Source organism: Dokdonia sp. Hel_I_63 (assembly GCF_007827285.1).
Lineage (GTDB): Bacteria > Bacteroidota > Bacteroidia > Flavobacteriales > Flavobacteriaceae > Dokdonia.
The window spans coordinates 160,721-182,856 of the sequence record NZ_VISD01000001.1 but is presented as its reverse complement, the minus strand read 5'-3'; the positions used below and the strand labels follow the sequence as shown (position 1 = coordinate 182,856).

Here is a 22,136-nt window from a genome sequence, read left to right as displayed (position 1 = left end):
AAATTGCTACCCTTGAAAAATATTATCACCTCTTTTATCTGTTCGATGGCATTCTTTTATGGTGCCTATAGTCAGACGGGATCTATACCTAATCAGATTATTGATACTGTTGTAATTTCCTCATCGAGAATTAAGAGTACCGTACAGCAAATACCTGCAGCCGTTTCCGTCATTACCACGAGCAAGGAAGATGCCACTAGACAGCAATTGTCCTTACAAGAGTATGTACAGCAAGTGCCAGGTGTGTTTACTCAAAATGCAAACAACTTTGCTCAGGATTTACGAATATCCATTCGTGGTTTTGGAGCAAGATCTAGCTTTGGGATACGTGGTATAAAACTTATTGTAGATGGGATTCCTGAGACTACTCCAGATGGACAAGGGCAACTTGATAATCTTAATCTAGGCATTATAGACCGTATTGAGATTACAAAAGGAGCGAGTGCTAGCCTTTACGGTAATGCCTCTGGTGGTGTGATTGATATAACCACAAAATCTTTTGACATACTGGTGGGAAATATCACCTCAGTAAAAGCTGGAATAGGTGCTTTTGGATTTCAAAATTATCAAGCCACTGCGACCATAGGAGATGCAAATGCAAACTATACGTTTCATGGTAATTATGCGACTAGCGATGGTTACAGAGATCAAAGCGGTTTTGAGCAAATAAACACCAACTTTAAAGGGCAATTTAAAATAGGTGAGAATACTTTTCTCACGGCTATTCTTAATTATGCAGACTCGCCACAGGCAGATGACCCTGGCGGATTGACGCTAGAGGAAGTTAACGCTAATAGACGACAGGCAAGAGATAGAAATGTGCAGTTTAAAACAGGTGAGGCCATAGAGCAGTTTAAAGTAGGAACTAGCCTAGCGTGGAATAAGAGTGAGCATACTACTGTAAATGCCTATGCTTTTTATAGCAACCGACAGTTTAATGGGTTGTTGCCATTTGAGTTTGGTGGTATTGTTGATCTATCACGCAATTACTTAGGGCAAGGAACGAGCATAACTTACAAGAAAAATAAGAATACCATACGCGCAGGATACGACTTTGCTTATCAAAATGATCGCAGAAACAGATTTAGAAACCGTGATGGAGAAGTGGGAGGTCAAACGCTAGGACAGCGCGAGAAATTCACTAACCTAGGTGTATATATTACAGACCATCTTTCTCTAGGTAAGTTCTTTTTGACAGCCGGCGCTAGGTTTGATTACAACAAACTTTCGGCAGATGATGATTTACTGGATAACGGTGATGATTCTGGAAGTCTTACATTAAATTCTTTTAATCCTAGTGTTGGTGTTAGTTACGCTTTCGCGAAAGCGTTATCTCCATACATGAATGTCGCAACAAGTTTTGAGACACCGTCATTATCAGAATTATCATCAAATCCTGATGGTTCTATAGGATTTAATGAAAATCTAAAAGCGCAAAAGGCAACTAGCTTTGAGGTGGGTTTAAAAGGGACTATTGCAAGCAAGTTGCAATATCAACTCGCTGCGTTTTTGATAAACACAAAAGATGATTTAGTGCCGTTTGAGTTGGCGCAATTTCCAGATCGTGAGTTTTTTAGAAATGCAGGAAAAACTAAGCGTCATGGTGTTGAGGTTGAAGCTTCATACAGAGCATTACCCTTAGGAAACGGTTGGTTAAACGCTACGGGTTCCTATACGTACTCAAACTTTACCTATGATGAATTTGAAACGCCAAATGGGAATTTTGACGGTAACTTCTTACCAGGAATTGCAAGGCACATGTCTAGTATGGGGTTGCAATATGCAGGGAGCAATGGTTTTAACGTGAGCGTGAGCACAAACTTTATAGGAGAGCAATATGCTCAAGATAGCAATGAGACTACCATAGATGGATATGAACTCGTTAATGTGAGAGCAAGCTATGAGACATTATTTAGAGAGGTCACGTTAAAGCCCTACATTGGGGTAAATAATGTGTTAGATCAGAAATACACGGATAACGTGCGTATTAATGCCTTTGGAGGAAGGTTTTATGAACCTGCGCCAGGACTCACTGTTTTTGGAGGAATCACACTCGAATTTTAATATTGTGACAGAATTACAAACATATATCATTGCAATTATTGGAGGCCTTATCGCTGGTGGGATCAATACTCTTGCGGGAAACGGAAGCGCCATTACCTTAACGATTCTTACGGAGGTGCTTGGGCTGCCAGGCAACATTGCCAATGGAACTAACCGTATTGGGATTTTTACACAATGTTCGGCAACCTCGTGGGTTTTTTACAAGAATGGAAGGCTTGATATCGCAAAGAATAAAAAATATATCATTCCTATTTTCATAGGTGCTATTGCGGGAGCTATTCTTGCCATAAATGTAAGTAATGAGCAGTTTAGAGCAGTGTTTAAATTTATGATGGTGTTCATGCTGCTAGCTGTATTGGTGAAGCCTAAGCGCTGGCTCAGAGAAACAGATCTTACGTTTAAACCTAAATGGTACATTTATATCCCATTGCTTTTTGCACTTGGGTTCTATGGAGGGTTTATCCAGATGGGTATGGGCGTGTTTTTCCTTATAATCATGGTGTTAGGAATGCGCTTTAACATCATAGAAAGTAATGCGCTCAAAAGTTTTGTAATAGGACTTTATACGCTCTTTGTAATTGCAATTTTTCACTACCAAGGGCTCATTGACTGGAAGCTGGGTGGCATTATGGCGATAGGGCAGACTACAGGTGGGTTTCTTACTGCTCGTTTCGCTAGTAAGAATAAATGGGCAGATCAAGTAGCATACTACGTTCTTATTATTGTGCTCATAGGTGCTATTGCAAAGATGTTTTTGTTTTAAAAGTCCGCTTTCGCGAAAGCGTGCTTATCCACTTAATTATTTTGTAAGTATTTTTAGGAATCTAAATAAGATATTATGCGTGTCAAAATGTTACTCAACATAATTTTCTGTATACTATTTATTACTAGTTGCAATCAGTCTGAAGATAAGAAGCAGGTTATAGACGAACCAGTTAAGCAACTTAGAGCGCTCATTATAGACGGTCAAAACAATCATGGAGTATGGCCTAAGACAACAATGATGATGAAATCATATCTGGAAGAAACAGGTCTTTTTCAGGTTGATGTTTATAGAACCGCTTATACTTATCAAGGTCCACATCACGGTATTGTAGACGGACTCAATCATGATAGTATCACACAATTAGTCGAAAAGTATCGAGTGGATGATGCGCGAATACATGAAGTGAAAGACAGCATCATAGCCGATGCTTCTTTTAAGCCCGAATTTGATACATATGATGTGATCTTATCAAACTTTGGTGACAAAACTGCACATTGGCCAGCGGAGACAAAAGAAGATTTTGAATCTTATATGAAGAATGGTGGCGGTCTTGTGGTTGTGCATGGAGCAAATAATTCTTGGGGAGACTGGCCTGCATTTAATAAGATGATAGGTGTAGGTGGCTGGGGAAATCGCCCACACGATGGACTTAATCAGATTTACATTAACGAAGAAGAACAACTTAAGATTGAACCAAGTAATGGTGAGGAATCTTCACACGGTCCAGAAACCGAATTTGTACTAACAGCCTGGGATACATTACACCCTATCATGCGCGGATTACCTAAGCAATGGATGCATACTAAAGATGAGCTCTACGATCGTTTACGCGGCCCTGCCGAAAATGTAAATGTGTTATACTACGCATATTCAGACGTAGAGGGAAACGCACAACCTTGGGCTCCAGAAAATAAAGGGTCAGGTAGAGGAGAACCTCTTATTATGACTGTAAATTATGAGAAAGGACGTGTATTCCATACTGCCTTAGGACATATGGATATTTCTATGGAGAGTGTCGGCTTTATTACGACCTTGCAGCGAGGAGCAGAGTGGGCAGCCACTGGGAGAGTAACACGAGAAGTGCCAAGTGATTTCCCAACAAAAAAGAGCGCCGTAAAGCGCTCTTGGAGATAATTATATGGTTAAGGTATTATGCGGCTAATCTGCCCTTAATACGTTTTTCAATTTTTTTCTTTTTAACAGTAAGACGTTTCATAACGTCCATGAGTTTACTGTCTTTTGTTTTCTTGTATATTTCATTAATAGCAAGAATCAATTTTTTGCCTTCACGTGATGCTGCTACTCGATCACTAGTAGACATATGACTCATCGTTCTATTTTCATATACTTCTGCTTGTTGTAAGAGGTCCATAGTAAATTGTTTAATTTTAGGTTAAATTACTTAAACAATTTTGACTAACCAACGCAATAGCTGGCTTTTAAGAATACTTTATGAAAATATGGCTGATTTGCTTATAATTTACTAGTTTTTGCTCTTTTTTCTCTCTTAAATCTAAACAATGAAGGAGATCTTTAATTCTGTTTAAGTTGAATTGGGAGGAAGTATTTCAATTTTTTCTAAAACTAGCTATCCTATTTTGAAAGTAATAAAAGAAGATGTTTAAGTATCTTTGCACCTATGTTAGAAGATAAAAATCAAGAGCGCACTTCGCTATCAGAATTAGGAGAATTTGGTCTTATTGACCACTTAACAAAGCACTTTAAAATCCATCATAAAAGCACGGTAGTTAGCGTGGGTGATGATGCTGCAGTGTTGAAGTTTCCTAAGAGTCAGGTTATTGTTACTACAGACCTTCTTGTAGAGGGTGTACATTTTGATTTAAGTTACGTGCCATTAAAACATTTAGGATATAAATCAGTGATGGCAAATCTATCTGACGTGTACGCTATGAATGCAGAGGCTACTCAGATTACAGTTTCAATCGCGGTTTCAAATCGTTTCCCACTAGAGGCACTAGAAGAATTATATGCAGGCATTCAAACTGCATGTACTAACTATAAAGTGGATCTTATAGGTGGGGATACTACATCGTCTAATGTAGGTTTAGTAATAAGTGTAACGGCAATAGGCCACGCAGCACCTAAAAAAATTGCAAAGAGATCTACTGCCAAAGCTGGAGATTTACTTGTGGTAACAGGAGATATAGGTGCAGCATATATGGGTTTACAAATCCTAGAGAGAGAGAAGGCAGTTTTTAAAGTAAATCCTAACAGCCAGCCAGATCTTGAGCAGTATAGTTACCTTATTGAACGCCAACTTAAACCAGAAGCACGTAAAGATGTTAAGGGAATTCTAGAATCTCTAGAAGTACAGCCTACATCAATGATTGATGTAAGTGACGGACTATCATCAGAAGTACTGCATATATGTAAAAATTCTGGTGTAGGATGTAATCTATATGAAGATAAAATCCCGCTTGATCCTCAAGTTATAAGTAGTTGTGAGGAGTTTGAACTAGATAGTACTACTATAGCATTAAGCGGAGGAGAGGATTATGAGCTTTTATTTACAATTAGTCAAGATGACTTTCCAAAAATAAAAGCAAACCCTAATTTTTCTATTATAGGTCATATGACAGAAGAGAAAGAAGGTATACACCTCATCACACGAGCAAATACTAAAATACCATTAGTTGCTCGTGGATGGAATGCACTTCAAAAAGAAGATTAAGAGGTACGAGCGAGTTTGCGCGTGTAAAACTCTTCGTATACCTCATTAATACGACGTAACTTAGGTGTCAATGGTGTGTAATGACCATATCCATCTAACGTGTATTGTTTTTTACACTGTGAGCATTCAAATTCTTTCAGATTGGACTCGTAACGCTTTGTAATTCTATACTTATGTCCAAATAATTTACAGCCTACAGTAGTGAGTGGGTTGATACTTTGTTTTTCTGATTTAAGGTTGATTGTTTTCATTCAGGGGTTGATTTGGGATACACAAATAAAGGAATCATCTATGAAATACACAAATTTACCGATTAAATACTTAAAATTTTAACATTTTAATTTGAGATATAATCAACGTTAAAAATTATTTTCAACATCTAAGAAGCTTGATAACTAGCTTTTGATATGCTAGATGATCCTGAGGCAGATAGAAAGTCAAGTATATTATTAATAGTCTCTGTAGCATTAGTAATATGTGACATATGTCCGCTTTCTATGATAGAAAAGAAATTTGTAGACTTCTTATAACTTATTTTATGAGTTTCTGCATCAATGAGCAAATCAGAATTACCTAAAATCATTCCAGTTGTTATAGAGGTTGTTTTCCAAAACTCAGAACTGTCTGGTCTATCTTTCATTCCAGAATTTGCAGCAATATATCCTTGCACAGGTGTATTAAGCGCTTGTTTAAGAGCATCGTTTATTTCTGCCGTATGACTTGTACTTGCTTTTTTGTCAAAAAGATTTATAAATGACATTCTTACAAGTTGCTCATATTGTTTTTTTGCCATCACATTCGCCCGTGATCTCAATTTTTTTCGAGCCTCGTCATCTGCTTCTGGAGTGGAGTTAAGAAGACATAATTTTGATACAAATTCTGGATACGCTTTCGCGAAAGCGATACCCACATAACCTCCCATGGAGTGTCCTATTATCGTAATTTTTTTAAGCGCTAGCTGATTTGCGACAGCAGCAACTGCAGCAGCCATTTCTTCCATACTATGAACATAACCTACAGACTCTGAAAATCCATGGCCTAATAAGTCAATGCAGATGACGCGGTGGTGATCACACAAAACGCTAAGGAAATGATCCCACATCATGTGATTTTCTAAGAATCCGTGTAGTAAGATTACGGGTGTTCCTTTTCCTTGATCTGTATAAAATATGGAAGCACCTTTGTGGTTAATAGTCATTAGTTCTATATTGGAGGGCAAATATCACGCAACCTATGAGAATGACCAAACAAACCTTCATCACAGCCTTTGCTTTATTTTCTCTTTTTTTCGGTGCAGGTAACTTAATCTTGCCATCCTTTCTAGGTTATAATGCCGGGAGCTCTTGGTTATTTGTGCTGGCAGGTTTTCTTATTTCGGCGGTGGTAGTGCCTATTCTTGCAATTTACGGCCATGCAAGACTGCAAGGAACGTTGATTGATTTTGCAAAAAAAGTTTCACCACTCTTTGCGCTTCTATATACAATTGTTGTTTATGCTATTTCTATCGCATTGCCAGGCCCGCGTACTGCCTCTGTGACTTATGAGATGGCAATTGCTCCCTATTTTGAAATTTCTAGTTGGCTGTGGAGTACGATATACTTTGGATTAGTCCTGTTATTTGTGCTTAATAGATCTAAGATGATGGATCTAGTAGGTAAATATCTTACTCCTGCTATTCTCATTATTTTGGCATTGGTGATTGGTATTGGGATATTTGGAGAGTATGAGCCTATGCGTGCATCAATTTTTGATAGTACGCTCACTAGCGGAATCTTAGAAGGTTATCAAACTTTTGATGCCATAGGTGGAGTGGTTGTAGGAGGAGTGATCGTGATTTCTCTTGGTTTTAAAGAGGGCTCCAGTAGAGCAAAGCAACGTTTATTAACTAGAGCAGGAATCATTGCAGGTATAGGATTGTTACTAATATATGGAGGACTTATCTATCTAGGTGCTCTAAGAAGTGGCGGTATAGAGATGACAGATCGTACGGCACTTCTCAACCTTCTAAGTACAGATACACTAGGAGTGATAGGGACAAAGGTGCTTGCTGTTTTAGTGAGTTTAGCTTGTTTTACTACAGCCGTAGGAATCGTAACAGGAACTGCAGATTTTGTAAAAGGAATCCTAGGGAACTCGCAAGTAGCTTATACCATCACAGCAATTCTAGGAGCCATACTTGGTGTTGTAATGGGGCAACTAGATGTAAATTCTATCATTATAGTTGCTGTACCAGCACTTATGTTTATTTACCCTATCACTATCGTGTTAATATTACTTAACGCAATGCCTAGAAGGTGGACGGCACCAGTTGTGTTTAGAGCAGTAGTAATTGCTACTATACTCTTTAGCGCACCAGATTTTTGGGCCTCTGTAGGTTTTGGTGACCAGATGAAAGTGCTGCAGGAAATGATTCCGCTAGGCACCGTAAGTTTAGGTTGGTTATTACCTGCTGTGGTGACTTATATAATGGTGAGTGCTATTACGCTTTCGCGAAAGCGTACCATCTAAGACTGTAACTTCTTAATAGTAGAAAACGCACGATCAACAAGGTGGTCTTCTACTAGGATAATAAATTCATTTGTGGTAGAAATCACCTCTTGCAATGATATACCCTCCCAAGCCAAACGCTTAAATATCTGGTAGTATAAACCTGCAACAGCAGTGTTCCCCTGTGGAAGTCTTATGCTTATAGCCGATAAGTTGCCTTGGAATCCAAGAATACTTTCTGTCTCAAAATGATTACGAATGTTCTCCTCCTCACTAGAAGAGCTTATGAGCGTGCTTTCATGAATACCACGTGTAAACGTATAAAACACCTGTGTGTTTGTAGCAATAGTGCTTAATATCTGAGCATGATTCTGGATAAGTGTACCAGAATTTTGAAAGGTAAACACAATAAGCTTAGAACGTACTGTGATATCACCTAGCGTACTAAGTACCTCCTTTAAGCGCAGCGACTTCTGCGTATCTGTAGGTGATGCATAACGACGCAACGCCATTAAGATAGCTCCATCTTTTACAGGTTTCTTAAGGAGCTGTGAGACTTGAGGGTTAAGGTTCTCAGCGAGAGCCGCATAATTAATAATCTTCTGTGATAATGCCTCTTCTAGGTAAGGTTGCTGTGCGATAATCTCTGATACGCAGTCGGATATAGTATTCAAATCGTTATATAGTTAACATTTTGTTCAAAATTAGTCTATTTTCTTCATTTATGTGGTGGTAATCTAACTCTGAAATACTTTTGTTTAAAAATATCACGTATGCAAGTTTTAAAATTTGGGGGTACCTCCGTTGGGTCTATAGAAAATATGATTTCAGTAAGACATATTATTGACACGCCAACTCCTAAAATAGTAGTGCTTTCTGCAATGTCTGGTACTACTAATGCCTTAGTCCAAATCGCAAATGCCGCAAGAGCTTCAAATCTTGCAGAAGCAAACCAGCTACGTAGCAGCCTGCAGTCTAGATATGACGATGTAGTGGAGCACTTGATTACAGATAAAAGGTTAAAGCCTCTTGTAATAGGATATGTGGATGAGATTTTTGCAGAGATAGAACGACTTTCATCTGAAGATTTTAGTGATCAAAAAGCCGAGGCAATTGTAGCGCAAGGAGAATTACTTTCTACTTTTATATTTTGTAATTTTCTAGAGCAAGAAGGGCTTAAAGCTGTCTTGTTACCTGCGCTAGAATTCATGCGAATTGATAAAGAGCATGAGCCAGATCAATTTTACATCGCGCAAAACTTACGTCGAGTAATTGAGCAGACTGATGATAGTGTGGTGTATATCACCCAAGGTTTTATATGCCGTAATTATTATGGTCAGATTTCAAACTTACAACGTGGAGGAAGTGATTATACAGCAACTATAATAGGGGCTGCAATACAGGCAAGTGAGGTGCAAATCTGGACAGACATAGATGGCTTTCACAATAATGACCCTAGAGAAGTTGAAAAAACAAAAGCGATTAGTGCACTCTGTTATGATGAGGCGGCAGAGTTGGCTTATTTTGGAGCCAAAATTTTGCATCCTCAAACAGTGCAGCCGCTACGTGAGGATCGTATACCGTTAAGACTTAAAAATACGATGGAGCCAGATGCTCCTGGAACAGTAATAACTCATAGATCAGAAGGGGAAGGGATAAAAGCAATCGCTGCCAAAGATGGGATTACAGCACTGAAAATAAAATCTAGTAAGATGCTACTAGCACATGGATTTTTAAGTAAAGTATTTGCAATCTTCCAGCGCTATGAGACTTCCATAGATATGATTACCACTTCAGAAATTGCGGTGTCACTCACGATTGATGACACAACACATCTTGATGCTATACAAGCAGAGTTGTTACAATTTGCGCAAGTGGTGGTAGATAAAAATCAGACTATTATCTGTCTTGTAGGTAATGAGGTAAATCGCCATGCAGATACACACAAGTTATTCCAAGTGCTCCAAGACGTGCAAGTGCGCATGATTTCTTACGGAGGAAGTGATCATAACATATCATTGCTAGTCGCAACGGAGGATAAACGTAGTGCTCTAGAGCTATTACAGCGTTATGTATTTTCTCTTCCTGTAGCAAACTAAGAAGTTCTTATAACTATAAAAGCCCGTTTTCAATGTGAAAACGGGCTTTTATAGTTTGATAGCTTTCGCGAAAGCGTACTTATTTTATTTATTCATAAGATCTTCAATCTCCTCAACTGTGATAGGAATGTCACCCATAAGATTTACAGGAGCTCCATTTTCTTGGATGACTAGATCATCCTCTAGACGTATCCCAAAACCTTCTTTAGGAATGTATATTCCAGGCTCTACAGTAAACACATTGTTGGCTTGCATAGGTTCATGTAGCAATCCGTAATCATGAGTATCAAGTCCAATATGGTGAGAAGTACCGTGCATAAAATACTTCTTATAAGCAGGCCAGTCTGGATTCTCATTCTGCACATCTGCTTTGTCAAGTAACCCTAGGCCTAGTAACTCAGAAGTCATCAGTTTACCCACTTCTACGTGATATTGTTCCCACATAGTGCCAGGTACTAACATTTTTGTAGCGTCATCCTTTACGCGTAATACTGCGTTATAAACATCTTTTTGTCTGTCTGTAAACCTTCCATTAACAGGAATGGTTCTTGTCATGTCACTTGAGTAGTTTGCATACTCTGCTCCTACATCCATTAATATAAGTTCTCCATCTTTACACTGATTGTTGTTTTCAATGTAGTGAAGTACGTTTGCGCTATTACCAGAAGCTATGATTGGTGTGTATGCAAACTTCTTAGAGCGATTGCGTAAGAATTCATGCATGTACTCTGCTTCAATCTCATACTCCCAAACTCCAGGTTTTACAAACCCAAGCACGCGACGGAAACCTTTATTAGTAATATCACAAGCCTTCTGCATTAGATCTAACTCGATAGGATCTTTTACAGAACGTAAGCGCTGTAGGATTGGGTTACTTTTTGCAACACTGTGCGCTGGATATTTTGCTTTCCACCATTTTGTAAAACGATCTTCTCTAGTCTCAAGTGCTACAGACTGGCGATAGTGTTCATTAGTGTTTACATATACAGTATCTGCATACGTCATAAGCTCTGCAAACACTTTCTCTAAGTCTTGAAGCCAAAAAACTGTTTTGATTCCTGAAGTTTCTAATGCTTTTTCCTTTGTAAGTTTTTCTCCTTCCCAAACTGCGATGTGATCGTTAGTTTCTGTTAAGAAAAGGATCTCACGATATTGCTCTTTTGGACAGTCTGGAAATAAAACAAGGATAGACTCTTCTTGATCAACGCCGCTTAAATAAAAAATATCACGATGTTGCTCAAAAGGAAGAGTAGAGTCTGCGCTTACTGGGTAAGTGTCATTACTATTAAAAACAGCAAGACTCTTAGGTTTCATTTGCGCCATAAAGTTTTTGCGGTTTTTTATAAAAAGGGTGTTGTCTATTAAGTCGTATTTCATAATTGTGACTTTTTATGCGGGTGTATCTATTATTCTTTAATCTACTATTGTAAAAGTACAAATTTGGATACGCTTTCGCGGAAACATGCTATCAATACTTCCTATCTATTCCCTTAATAATGCCTACTATTCGTAATGACGTGTTAAACAAAAACCAAAAGTTTTCTTAAAATAAGTCCTTTCCGTATTTTCATTGCCTTATAAAATCCAAACCAAATGAAATTACGTTATTTCCTTGCCTCGAGTGCGGTTTTTTTTGCACTTACAAAAGGGCAGTCACAACAACCAGCGACCTCTATACAATTACAAGAACAGGCAGTGCTTCAAAAAGAGCAGTCGCTTAGTAACAGTATTGTAAAAAATATCCCTTTTGAAAATATAGGGCCTTCGGTAATGAGTGGTCGTATTGTAGATATTGCAGTAAATCCAGAAATGTCTTCAGAATTTTATGCAGGCTATGCAAGTGGTGGTTTATGGTACACTAATAATAATGGAACCACATTTACACCAGTAATGGATAATGCACCTACGCAGAACGTAGGAGAAGTGACCGTAGACTGGAAAAGCGGAACCATATGGGTAGGTACGGGAGAGAATAACGCCTCTAGATCTAGTTATGCGGGTATCGGGTTATTAAAATCTACAGATAAAGGAGCGACATGGCAAAATATGGGACTTATAGATAGTCATCACATAGGGCGTATTTTAATAAACCCGTCTAATCCAGATGAGGTTGTCGTAGGAGCATTGGGTCATCTATATTCAGATAATGAAGAGCGCGGAGTTTATAAAACAACAGATGGCGGTAAGACATGGAAGAAAACCTTGTTTATTGATAATAAAACGGGAATTATAGATATAGATAATGATCCTACAAATTTTAATTTGATGTATGCCTCGGCATGGCAAAAGGATCGCAAAGCGTGGAACTTTGAAGGAGCGGGCGCTGGATCTGGAATCTATAAGAGTACAGATGGTGGAGATACTTGGCAACAACTTACTAATTTTCCATCTGGTGATGGTGTGGGTAGAATAGGTATTGCGGTGTATGACGAGAATACGGTGTATGCTGTGCATGATAGCCAATTTCGACGTGAGGGCGAGGGAAAAAAATCATCTTCAAATAAGTTAGAAAAAGACGATTTTAAAACAATGTCTAAAGAGGCACTACTAGCTCTTGATGACAAGAAACTAGATGATTACCTAAAGCGCAATGGTTTTCAAGAAAAATATCGTGCTGCAAACGTAAAATCTATGGTACGTCAAGGAGATGTACAGCCAGTAGATCTTGCCACGTACTTAGAAACTGCAAATACACAAATGTTTGATACGCCTGTAGTAGGGGCAGAGGTGTATAGATCTAATGATGGTGGGGCCACATGGAAAAAAACTCACAAAGGCTATATAGATGATTTATATTATAGCTACGGGTATTATTTTGGGGAGATTAATGTAAATCCATCAGATGCTCAAGATATTTACATTTACGGTGTGCCTATTGTGAAGTCTAAGGATGGAGGAAAGACATTTGCGAGTATCAATGCTCCTAACGTGCACTCGGATCATCACGCGCTGTGGATTAATCCTAAAAATGAAAATCATCTTATTAATGGAAACGATGGAGGTATTAATATTTCATACGATGATGGTGCTAGCTGGATAAAAGCAAATGATCCATCGGTTGGTCAGTTTTACTTTATTCAAGTAGATAATGAGGAGCCTTATAATATATATGGAGGATTACAAGATAATGGTGTGTGGGTAGCTCCTAGCACTGCACAAGAAAGTAGAGGCTGGTTGCAAAGCGGTCAGTACCCTTGGGAAAGTATCATGGGTGGTGACGGTATGCAAGTACAAGTAGATAGTCGTGATGCAAATATTGTGTACACAGGATTTCAGTTTGGCAACTACTTTAGGATTAATCGCGAGACTGGAGAAAACAAGCGATTTGATATAAAGCATACCTTAGGTGAGAAGCCATATCGTTTTAACTGGCAAACGCCTATTTTGCTGAGTTCTCATAACCAAGATATTTTATATCTAGGAGGTAATAAACTTATGAGGTCTATGGATCAAGGCGATAGCTGGACTGCAATAAGCCCAGACCTTACGCATGGTGGCAAGCCTGGTAATGTTGCTTATGGAACCCTTACTACAGTTTCTGAGTCTCCTTTTCAATTTGGTTTGATATACACAGGAAGTGATGATGGCAAGATTGCTGTTACAAAAAATGGTGGTAGCGACTGGCAAGTGATAAGCAATTCCTTACCTAAAGATTTGTGGGTATCTCGCATTGTTGCCTCAGAGCATAAGAAGGAGCGAGTGTATGCTACCTTAAATGGATATCGCTGGGATGATTTTGCAACATATATCTATGTTTCTGATAATTACGGACAAACATGGAAAAATATTTCGGCAGGGATTCCTATATCGCCTGTAAATGTGATCATCGAAGATCCTAGTAAAGAAAATATCATTTATGTAGGTACAGATAATGGTGCTTATGTTAGTATGAATGGTGGTGAAAGTTATAACGCTTTCGCGAAAGCGGTATCAGATAAAACCACTGCGCCGCTACCAGCAGTAGCAGTTCATGATATGAAAATCCAGAAAAAGGCAAATCACTTATTGCTAGGAACGCACGGCCGAAGTATCTATAGAGCAGATCTAACACCTATACAGCAAGTGGATGCAGGTGTAAATGCTCAAATATTTGACATAGCTAGTGTAAGATCAAGCGGGAGATGGGGTAATAGTTGGAGCAGCTGGTCTGAGCCAAACGAGCCAAATGTTGTAATCAATTACTACACAAGTAATGCAGGTAAATACGCTATAGTTATTAAAGAAGCAGAGGGAAAAGAAGTGCAAAGAGTATCGTTAGTACCTTCGGCGGGACTTAATGTGTTTAATTACGACCTTTCTATAACAGAAAAAGGAAAGAAGATACTTGAGAAGGCAAATTCTTCATTAGATATACAAAAAGCCAAAAGTGGTAAGTATTACCTCCCCAAAGGGACTTATACAGTTTCCCTTGATGGTGGTGGAGGCAATAGTAATGCAGCGCAAACTACCTTAGAGATTAAATAAATCTTTAGACAAAATGCTTATTAAAACCCTGTACACATCGTACAGGGTTTTTTGCTCTTGAATACCACTAAGTGTCTAGGTGATGATTTAATGCTTAATAGTTTAACATCTGACTTTATGTAATTGAGTAGTCACAGTATGATGGTTTACAATAGTGTTTTAGGTTCAAATTACGCTTTCGCGAAAGTGTGAAAAATTATAAATCTCTCTTAAAAGTTTTCAATAATATTGAAAATGTTGAACGTAAAATGAAGTTTTTGCAATGTCTACCTTTTAGTGTTCAACATAGTTGTGATTTTTCTTATAATCATTCTAAATAATAACAATGCTTTCCTTGTATAGTTGCCAAAACAACGTTTGCGCCGTATTTTTGTAGAGATTATTCCAAACCAAAAATTAAATGAGCGGATTATTAAAATCTTCGATTGGCCGAAAGGTAGCCATGGCGCTATCAGGTCTTTTTCTAGTTGTCTTTTTAACACAGCACTTTGTAATTAACAGTACAGCGGTTATTGCGCCAGATACATTTAATGCGTGGTCGCATTTTATGGGTACGAACCCAGTAGTACAATATGGATTGCAACCTATTCTTATTTTCGGAGTGGTTTTTCACTTTGTTATGGGGTTTGTGTTAGAACTACAAAATAGAAAAGCACGTCCAGTAGGATATGCGCAGTATAAAGGAAGTGCAAATGCACCTTGGACATCACGTAATATGATCCTATCTGGGCTTGTAGTGCTTGCCTTCTTAGGACTTCACTTTTATGATTTCTGGATTCCAGAAATGATTCATAAGTATGTAGAGACGCATCCAGAAGATCCTACAAGATATTATGCAGAGACTGTTCACAAATTTGAAAGCCCTGTACGTGTAATACTATATGTGATTTCTTTTGTATTACTAGCACTTCACTTATGGCACGGATTTGCATCAACATTCCAGTCTGTAGGATTTAATAATAAATACTCTGCTGGACTTTCAAAGTTTGCTAAAGTTTGGGCAATTACAATACCTGTAGGATTTATAATAATTGCAGTATACCTGCACTTTAATCAAATTCCTCACTAAAAAAATAAAGCTATGGCATTAGATTCTAAAATACCTCAAGGACCACTAGCTGATAAGTGGACTAATTATAAAAATGAAATTAACCTTGTAAATCCTGCAAACAAACGTCTTATTGATGTAATTGTTGTAGGTACAGGTCTTGCCGGGGGATCTGCAGCAGCAACGCTTGCAGAACTAGGCTATAACGTAAAGGCTTTTTGCTTTCAAGATTCTCCACGTCGTGCGCACTCTATTGCAGCACAAGGAGGTATTAACGCAGCCAAAAACTACCAAGGAGATGGTGACTCTACCTACCGTTTATTTTATGATACGGTAAAAGGTGGTGATTACCGCTCACGTGAGGCAAACGTTTATCGTCTTGCTGAGGTTTCTACAAACATTATTGATCAGTGTGTAGCACAAGGGGTTCCTTTTGCACGTGATTATGGTGGGTTGCTAGATAACCGTTCTTTTGGTGGTGTACTTGTAAGTCGTACTTTTTATGCAAAAGGACAAACAGGACAACAATTACTACTAGGAGCATACTCTGCTATGAATCGTCAGATAGGTCGTGGTAAGATAAAAATGTATAACCGTCACGAGATGCTAGATGTCGTTAAGGTAGACGGTAAAGCTCGTGGTATTATCACTCGTAACCTTGTTACAGGAGAAATAGAACGTCACTCTGCACACGCGGTTGTACTAGGAACGGGAGGATATGGAAACGTATTTTACCTTTCTACAAACGCAATGGGCTCAAACGTAACGGCAGCTTGGAAAGCTCACAAACGAGGTGCTTATTTTGCAAACCCTTGTTATACGCAAATACACCCTACATGTATACCGGTTTCTGGTGATCACCAGTCTAAGTTAACACTTATGTCTGAATCACTACGTAATGATGGCCGTATTTGGGTGCCTAAGAAAAAAGAAGATGCGATTGCAATACGCGAAGGGAAGAAGAAGCCTACAGAGCTTAGCGAAGACGAGAGAGATTATTATCTAGAGCGTCGCTACCCAGCCTTTGGTAACCTAGTGCCACGTGATGTAGCATCAAGAGCTGCAAAAGAGCGTTGTGATGCAGGTTTTGGAGTAAACAAAACTGGAGAAGCAGTATACTTGGACTTTGCAAGCGCAATCGAGCGTTACGGTAAAGAACAAGCGTATGTACAGCATAAAGATGCAAATGATAAAGCAGTCGTAACAGCATTAGGAACAGAGGTAGTACGTAATAAATATGGAAATTTATTCCAGATGTACGAGAAGATTGTAGATCAAAACCCTTACAAAACACCTATGATGATTTACCCAGCGGTACATTACACAATGGGAGGATTATGGGTAGATTATAACTTACAGACTTCTGTAGAGGGATTATATGCGATAGGAGAAGCAAACTTCTCAGATCACGGTGCAAACCGTTTAGGAGCTTCGGCGCTTATGCAAGGTCTTGCAGATGGATACTTTGTATTACCATATACAATAGGTGACTACTTATCTCATGATATACGTACAGGACCTATATCAACAGATACTCCAGAATTTGAAGAAGCAGAGCAAAACGTACGCAAGCAAGTAGATGCTTTAGTAAATAACAACGGAACAAAATCTGTAGACTACTTCCACAAGAAGTTAGGTAAAATCATGTGGAACAAGTGTGGTATGTCCCGTAATGCGACAGACCTACAGAGTGCCATTGATGAAATTGCAGAACTACGTAATGATTTCTATAAAGAAGTGCGTGTACCTGGAGGACAGAATGAATTTAACGAAGAACTTGCAAAAGCACTTCGTGTAGCGGATTTCTTGGAGCTAGGTGAGTTATTTGCAAAGGATGCATTAACTCGTAACGAATCTGCTGGTGGGCACTTTAGAGAAGAGTCTGTAGAGCTAGATGGTCCTCAAAAAGGTGAGGCACTACGTGATGACGAGAATTATACTTTTGTATCTGCTTGGGAGCATAAAGGTGCGCCTAAAGACGCAGTTCTACATAAAGAAGAATTGATTTTTGAGAATATTGAGTTAAAACAAAGAAGCTATAAATAAGAAGACGATGAAACTAACGCTAAAGGTATGGCGCCAGAAAAACGCCACAGCTAAAGGAAGCATAGTAACGTACCCAATCGATGGTATCGATGGTGATATGTCTTTCTTAGAAATGATGGATGTGCTTAATAATAAGCTCATCAGTGAAGGAGATGAACCCGTAACATTTGATCATGATTGTCGTGAGGGTATTTGTGGTTCATGTTCTATGTTTATCAACGGTGAAGCACACGGTCCAGATAGACTTGTAACAACGTGTCAGTTACACATGCGTAAATTTAAGGATGGAGATACAATTACTATAGAGCCTTTTAGAGCTGCGGGATTCCCAGTGATAAAAGATCTTATGGTAGATCGCTCTGCTTTTGACCGTATACAGCATGCAGGAGGATTTATATCTGTTAATACTTCTGGTAATACACAAGATGCAAACTCGATTCCTATTGAAAAGGAAAATGCAGATGACGCTTTTGCAGCGGCTACATGTATCGGTTGTGGAGCTTGTGTTGCAAGTTGTAAAAACTCTAGTGCTATGCTATTTGTAGGAGCTAAGGTGAGTCAGTTTGCATTACTTCCGCAAGGAGAGGTAGAGGCAACTACTCGTGTTCTTAACATGGTAAAGCAAATGGACGAGGAAGGTTTCGGTAACTGTACAAACACCGGTGCTTGTGAGGTTGAGTGTCCTAAAGGAATATCTTTAGAGAACATCGCACGTATGAACCGTGAGTACCTTTCTGCTTCACTAAAAGGATAATTTATATTCGCTTTCGCGAAAAAGTTATAGATAATAAAAAGCCCAAATTCCACATGGAATTCGGGCTTTTTCGTGTTTTAAATTCTTGTTGATAAGGTTGGATTGCGATAGGATTGGGGGTAAATACCCCGCTATTTTTTAATAAATGATGTGCATATTTGCTAGGTATAAATCCTCAAAATAATAATTATGAAAATTACAATCATCATTATCGTGTGTGTTCTTATAGCAATCGCGTTTATACCTTAAGATTTCGGTTTAAAAATATTATAATCCTAATGCAAAGTAGGTTGCTACCACTGCAATTATTAGGATTACTAATGTTATAATTATAAAAGTCGCTCCAAAGCGTGTCTTCTTATTATCTTGAAGTAAATACTCATCTGTAGGATCTTTTTCGTCCTTAACTATATCTGCCATGTTATTAATTTTTGGTTAGATTATAATATTAAGGATTACTGCTGCTATTTCATTTTGTCTTAAGTAAGATTAACAGACGTTTTTAGTAAGCTTTAACGCTTTAGGCTACTTTTAAGGTGTTACCTGACTAAATAATACTTTACTAACAAACAAGCTTAAAATCATTCGATAAAGTCTTTTGCAATACATAATTACATTTTCGCGAAAGCGTAACTACATCACAAATAAAAAATGCCAGAAACAAATAACGTTTCTGGCATTTTCGTACACATAAGTGATACACTTTATTTTGATCTTTTGTGCTCTGTGTTATAGAGTTCAAGTAAGTTCATAATCTCTTCTATAAGATCTTTAGTTTCTAATAATAGACCAAAGTACAAGGTGGTATTTTTAGGACTAGACTCTTCAGAACGTGTACGTTCTACTTGCTTTTGAATCTTATCTGTCACGTGACCATAAAGCTCTTGTTTTCTCCCTAAAAGCTTCTCTATCTTATTATAATTACGATCTTTAAAAGCTTGAGCTGTTTCTTGTAAGAAGTCGCACAGCTTGTTGTCTATTTCTTGTAAATCTCTAATTTGATTAAAACGTAAAGGTTTGTGATTGTTGTTAACGTGCTTGTAGCTCACTTTTGCTATGTACTCAAGGGATTGAGTGATATCTTCAAGATATCCCAATATCTCTATGTAAAAATTTGATCCTCTTACACTAGTTTCCTCTAGGTTTTTAATGAAATAGAAAATATTATTGCGCAGTTCATCTATCTCTTCATTGAGTTTTTCGACAGTGGCTCTGCTCTTTCTGAGGCTTCCTACCTTATTTTTAGCAAGACCCTTTAGAGTTCCTGTATAAATTTTATCGGTACGAATAATCGTTTTTGCAATGTTATCTGCGCTTTCTTCGATGATACCAGAAATGGTTTTACTCTCTGCTTTACGAAGATCTTCCTCAATTTTTGCTTCCTTATTTTTCTTTTTAGTAGATAAATAATTTCTTACTAGCATGGCAATAGCAAGGAAGAATAAACCTATGATGGCAATATTTCCTCCTAGATACATTAAGTATGCTAGAATACCTGCCGCAGTAAATGCGCTAAATGCTGTTAAGAACCATCCGCTTATTACATTAAGAACACCAGCAACTCTATATACAGCGCTTTCTGCTCCCCAAGCACGATCTGCTAGGGAAGTACCCATAGCGACCATAAATGTAACATAAGTTGTAGATAGTGGAAGCTTAAGTCCAGTAGCTACTGATATAAGAACACTTGCAATTACAAGGTTTACGGCAGCTCTCACCATATCAAACGCTGGTGCTTCTGATGCTTTTGTGTGGATTACAGTAGATGGTTCAAAACTTTTGTTAATGCTTTGGCGCAGCTTTGCAGGTAATATTTTATTAACACCATTATTTGCAATGATAACTCCCCGTACTAAGTGTTGTGAAACCCAGTTAGGCTTAAATCGCTCTTTTACCTCATCTTGACGTGATAAATCTACAGAGGTTTTTACAACGCGTCTTGCTTTTTTACTAAACCACAATGTAAGAACCATGATTAAACCAGCAACCAGAAGTAAAATAGGTTGTGTAGGTACTTTTTCGGCAAGCTGCTCCATGCTGAATGCACTTGGTAGTATTCCAGAACCAGACCAGGCTATAAATGAATTATAGGCAGCCATAGGAACTCCTATAAAGTTTACTAAGTCATTGCCAGCAAAGGCCATTGCGAGTGCAAAGGTTCCTAAGATGATCACAAGTTTGTATATATTCTGTTTGAGAATTGCATGAAACACCCAAGAGACTGCAGTCCAAATAATAAAATTAGCGCCTAGAAATTGAATTAAATTATCGTTTGCCCAGCTACTAAACTCAGGCGGTAAAATATTTGCTCCCTTTAATCCTTTAATAATGATAAAGTAGGAAATAGATGAAACTGCAAAACCTCCAAAAACAGCAGCTATCCAAGATGGCTTTTTCTCAAAATTAAAAGTCAAAAGGAATCTTGTTAAAAACTGTATAATAGCTCCTATAGTGAAAGCGATAAAAACAGAGAGTAGTATACCTAATATAATCTCCGTTGCTTTATCTGTATTTATATATTCACCTATCTGTGCAAGAGAATCACTATTGTTTGATATTTTAATAATGGACATAACCACAGAAGCTCCTAGTAGTTCAAATACTATAGAGACCGTTGTAGAGGTAGGCATACCCAGACTGTTAAAAATATCAAGTAGTATAATATCCGTAATCATGACGGCCATGAAAATGATCATGATTTCATCAAAATAAAACTGACTAGGATCAAAAATTCCTTTCCTTGCAACCTCCATCATCCCACTAGAGGAAAGCGCCCCAAAAGCGATACCCACACTAGCCACAACCATCACTGTTTTAAAAGTAACCGCCTTAGATCCTATTGCGGAATTTAGAAAGTTTACTGCGTCATTACTCACTCCGACTACCAAATCTGCAATTGCGAGAATTGCCAACGCAGCAATCATAAAAATGTAAATATTTTCCATAAAATGTAAGCTGAAAAGCCAAGGTGGCAAAAATCTTAATTAAAAAAAGATTAAGCGTTATGTAAAGGTTATATCGAGCGAAAGATAATAACTTTTTACATCGAACCATAATGCAAATTTATAGTATTCGCAGTACACTAGCAGCCTGTGAACCATAAAGAGAGGTAGTTTAAAATATAATCTCAAAAATCTTTAAAAGTCTAAAAAACAGTATTTTGAGAATTCAATGTTAATTCAATGTAAACAAAATGTTATTTAAAAGTTTGTTTTATGTAAATTTTATGTTACATTTATATCATAGAAAAATTAAAATCCCAAATTATGAAAAAGATAATGATGATAGCAGTTGCATTTTTAATGGTTGTTTCAATGCAAGCTCAAGAAAAAAATAATAAGCCTACATATGTAGAAGTAGGAGACTTAGTTAAGGCAACTTTATATTTTGATAATGGTGAAGTAAGTCAAACAGGTTTTTATACTAAGGAGGGACAGGTTACTGGACAATGGATTAGTTATAACCGTGACGGAGATAAAACTGCCAAAGCTCAATATGACAATGGAACTAAAGTAGGTACTTGGTTCTTTTGGTCAAGTGATAAACTTACTGAGGTAGACTATCAAGATTCACGAGTAGCTTCTGTTAATACTTGGAAGAATGAAGGTTCAAAAGTTGCTAGTAATAGATAATAACGCTTTCGCGAAAGCGTAAAACGATACAAATAAAAAAGGTCTCCATCATGGAGACCTTTTTTTGTGGCTAATTTAAATAAC

Annotated in this window: 18 protein-coding genes; 11 read left to right on the top strand and 7 right to left on the bottom strand. The window is 37.9% G+C overall.

Annotated elements, in window-relative coordinates:
- Nucleotides 1-12: 12 nt before the first annotated feature.
- The 3 genes from JM84_RS00765 to JM84_RS00755 all read left to right on the top strand — a co-directional run bounded on the left by JM84_RS00765 (nt 13) and on the right by JM84_RS00755 (nt 3,964).
- The gene (locus tag JM84_RS00765) at nt 13-2,064 is read left to right on the top strand and encodes a TonB-dependent receptor family protein (protein ID WP_144782302.1); all 2,052 of its coding nucleotides are present in this window, start codon (nt 13-15) and stop codon (nt 2,062-2,064) included.
- A 4-nt stretch (nt 2,065-2,068) separates the two neighbouring features.
- Nucleotides 2,069-2,827: a sulfite exporter TauE/SafE family protein gene (locus JM84_RS00760; protein WP_144782300.1), complete on the top strand. Its 759-nt coding sequence runs from the start codon at nt 2,069-2,071 to the stop codon at nt 2,825-2,827.
- Nucleotides 2,828-2,914: 87 nt separating this feature from the next.
- A complete protein-coding gene (locus tag JM84_RS00755) occupies nt 2,915-3,964 on the top strand; it encodes a ThuA domain-containing protein (protein WP_261375678.1) in 1,050 nt (349 codons plus the stop codon).
- Between the two features lie 16 nt (nt 3,965-3,980).
- On the opposite strand, the gene JM84_RS00750 is transcribed toward JM84_RS00755, so the two are convergent.
- The gene (locus JM84_RS00750; protein WP_013750994.1) at nt 3,981-4,202 is read right to left on the bottom strand and encodes a hypothetical protein; all 222 of its coding nucleotides are present in this window, start codon (nt 4,200-4,202) and stop codon (nt 3,981-3,983) included.
- 267 nt (nt 4,203-4,469) lie between these two features.
- Here JM84_RS00750 and thiL point away from each other — a divergent pair, with 267 nt between their 5' ends.
- A complete protein-coding gene (thiL, locus tag JM84_RS00745) occupies nt 4,470-5,522 on the top strand; it encodes a thiamine-phosphate kinase (RefSeq protein ID WP_013750995.1) in 1,053 nt (350 codons plus the stop codon).
- Here thiL and JM84_RS00740 read toward each other — a convergent pair.
- Both JM84_RS00740 and JM84_RS00735 read right to left on the bottom strand, forming a co-directional pair.
- Nucleotides 5,519-5,773 carry a hypothetical protein gene (locus tag JM84_RS00740; protein WP_013750996.1) on the bottom strand — a complete coding sequence of 85 codons (255 nt, stop codon included), beginning with the start codon at nt 5,771-5,773 and terminating at the stop codon, nt 5,519-5,521. The genes thiL and JM84_RS00740 overlap by 4 nt on opposite strands.
- A gap of 128 nt (nt 5,774-5,901) precedes the next feature.
- On the bottom strand, nt 5,902-6,720 hold the full coding sequence (locus JM84_RS00735) for an alpha/beta fold hydrolase (RefSeq protein ID WP_144782296.1): 819 nt from the start codon (nt 6,718-6,720) through the stop codon (nt 5,902-5,904).
- Between the two features lie 35 nt (nt 6,721-6,755).
- Between JM84_RS00735 and brnQ the strand changes: the two genes are divergently transcribed.
- Nucleotides 6,756-8,030, top strand: a complete 1,275-nt coding sequence (gene brnQ / locus JM84_RS00730) for a branched-chain amino acid transport system II carrier protein (RefSeq protein WP_013750998.1) — start codon at nt 6,756-6,758, stop codon at nt 8,028-8,030.
- On the opposite strand, the gene JM84_RS00725 is transcribed toward brnQ, so the two are convergent.
- Nucleotides 8,027-8,683, bottom strand: a complete 657-nt coding sequence (locus JM84_RS00725) for a hypothetical protein (protein WP_108877166.1) — start codon at nt 8,681-8,683, stop codon at nt 8,027-8,029. The two genes, brnQ and JM84_RS00725, sit on opposite strands and share 4 nt — an antisense overlap.
- 99 nt (nt 8,684-8,782) lie before the next feature.
- On the opposite strand from JM84_RS00725, the gene JM84_RS00720 reads away from it, so the two are divergent.
- Nucleotides 8,783-10,108 (top strand): aspartate kinase, encoded by a 1,326-nt coding sequence (locus tag JM84_RS00720; RefSeq protein ID WP_144782294.1) that lies wholly within the window; start codon nt 8,783-8,785, stop codon nt 10,106-10,108.
- Between the two features lie 84 nt (nt 10,109-10,192).
- Here the strand turns inward: JM84_RS00720 and JM84_RS00715 are convergent, their stop codons facing one another.
- On the bottom strand, nt 10,193-11,485 hold the full coding sequence (locus JM84_RS00715; RefSeq protein WP_144782292.1) for an aminopeptidase P family protein: 1,293 nt from the start codon (nt 11,483-11,485) through the stop codon (nt 10,193-10,195).
- A 216-nt stretch (nt 11,486-11,701) separates the two neighbouring features.
- Between JM84_RS00715 and JM84_RS00710 the strand changes: the two genes are divergently transcribed.
- The 4 genes from JM84_RS00710 (at nt 11,702) to JM84_RS00695 (ending at nt 18,420) form a co-directional block, all read left to right on the top strand.
- Nucleotides 11,702-14,572, top strand: a complete 2,871-nt coding sequence (locus JM84_RS00710; protein ID WP_144782290.1) for a WD40/YVTN/BNR-like repeat-containing protein — start codon at nt 11,702-11,704, stop codon at nt 14,570-14,572.
- A gap of 400 nt (nt 14,573-14,972) precedes the next feature.
- Complete coding sequence (locus tag JM84_RS00705; RefSeq protein ID WP_144782288.1) at nt 14,973-15,641, top strand: succinate dehydrogenase cytochrome b subunit; 669 nt, start codon at nt 14,973-14,975, stop codon at nt 15,639-15,641.
- 12 nt (nt 15,642-15,653) lie between these two features.
- Nucleotides 15,654-17,666, top strand: coding sequence for a fumarate reductase/succinate dehydrogenase flavoprotein subunit (locus tag JM84_RS00700; protein WP_144782286.1), 2,013 nt, complete (start codon nt 15,654-15,656; stop codon nt 17,664-17,666).
- Between the two features lie 7 nt (nt 17,667-17,673).
- Nucleotides 17,674-18,420 (top strand): succinate dehydrogenase/fumarate reductase iron-sulfur subunit, encoded by a 747-nt coding sequence (locus JM84_RS00695; RefSeq protein WP_013751006.1) that lies wholly within the window; start codon nt 17,674-17,676, stop codon nt 18,418-18,420.
- A 267-nt stretch (nt 18,421-18,687) separates the two neighbouring features.
- Here JM84_RS00695 and JM84_RS15320 read toward each other — a convergent pair whose 3' ends face one another.
- Nucleotides 18,688-18,840, bottom strand: coding sequence for a hypothetical protein (locus JM84_RS15320; protein WP_013751007.1), 153 nt, complete (start codon nt 18,838-18,840; stop codon nt 18,688-18,690).
- 284 nt (nt 18,841-19,124) lie between these two features.
- Nucleotides 19,125-21,365, bottom strand: coding sequence for an inorganic phosphate transporter (locus JM84_RS00690; protein ID WP_144782284.1), 2,241 nt, complete (start codon nt 21,363-21,365; stop codon nt 19,125-19,127).
- Nucleotides 21,366-21,686: 321 nt separating this feature from the next.
- Here JM84_RS00690 and JM84_RS00685 point away from each other — a divergent pair, with 321 nt between their 5' ends.
- On the top strand, nt 21,687-22,052 hold the full coding sequence (locus JM84_RS00685) for a toxin-antitoxin system YwqK family antitoxin (RefSeq protein WP_041295652.1): 366 nt from the start codon (nt 21,687-21,689) through the stop codon (nt 22,050-22,052).
- The last annotated feature ends 84 nt before the right edge of the window (nt 22,053-22,136 follow it).

Coding starts and splice junctions, on each gene's coding strand:
- JM84_RS00740 (WP_013750996.1), bottom strand. CDS start 5,773: ATGAAAACAATCAACCTTAAATCAGAAAAACAAAGTATCAACCCACTC.
- JM84_RS00715 (WP_144782292.1), bottom strand. CDS start 11,485: ATGAAATACGACTTAATAGACAACACCCTTTTTATAAAAAACCGCAAA.
- brnQ (WP_013750998.1), top strand. CDS start 6,756: ATGAGAATGACCAAACAAACCTTCATCACAGCCTTTGCTTTATTTTCT.
- JM84_RS00755 (WP_261375678.1), top strand. CDS start 2,915: ATGTTACTCAACATAATTTTCTGTATACTATTTATTACTAGTTGCAAT.
- JM84_RS00685 (WP_041295652.1), top strand. CDS start 21,687: ATGAAAAAGATAATGATGATAGCAGTTGCATTTTTAATGGTTGTTTCA.
- JM84_RS00710 (WP_144782290.1), top strand. CDS start 11,702: ATGAAATTACGTTATTTCCTTGCCTCGAGTGCGGTTTTTTTTGCACTT.
- thiL (WP_013750995.1), top strand. CDS start 4,470: ATGTTAGAAGATAAAAATCAAGAGCGCACTTCGCTATCAGAATTAGGA.
- JM84_RS00735 (WP_144782296.1), bottom strand. CDS start 6,720: ATGACTATTAACCACAAAGGTGCTTCCATATTTTATACAGATCAAGGA.
- JM84_RS00750 (WP_013750994.1), bottom strand. CDS start 4,202: ATGGACCTCTTACAACAAGCAGAAGTATATGAAAATAGAACGATGAGT.
- JM84_RS00720 (WP_144782294.1), top strand. CDS start 8,783: ATGCAAGTTTTAAAATTTGGGGGTACCTCCGTTGGGTCTATAGAAAAT.
- JM84_RS00695 (WP_013751006.1), top strand. CDS start 17,674: ATGAAACTAACGCTAAAGGTATGGCGCCAGAAAAACGCCACAGCTAAA.
- JM84_RS00705 (WP_144782288.1), top strand. CDS start 14,973: ATGAGCGGATTATTAAAATCTTCGATTGGCCGAAAGGTAGCCATGGCG.
- JM84_RS00690 (WP_144782284.1), bottom strand. CDS start 21,365: ATGGAAAATATTTACATTTTTATGATTGCTGCGTTGGCAATTCTCGCA.
- JM84_RS00700 (WP_144782286.1), top strand. CDS start 15,654: ATGGCATTAGATTCTAAAATACCTCAAGGACCACTAGCTGATAAGTGG.
- JM84_RS15320 (WP_013751007.1), bottom strand. CDS start 18,840: ATGGCAGATATAGTTAAGGACGAAAAAGATCCTACAGATGAGTATTTA.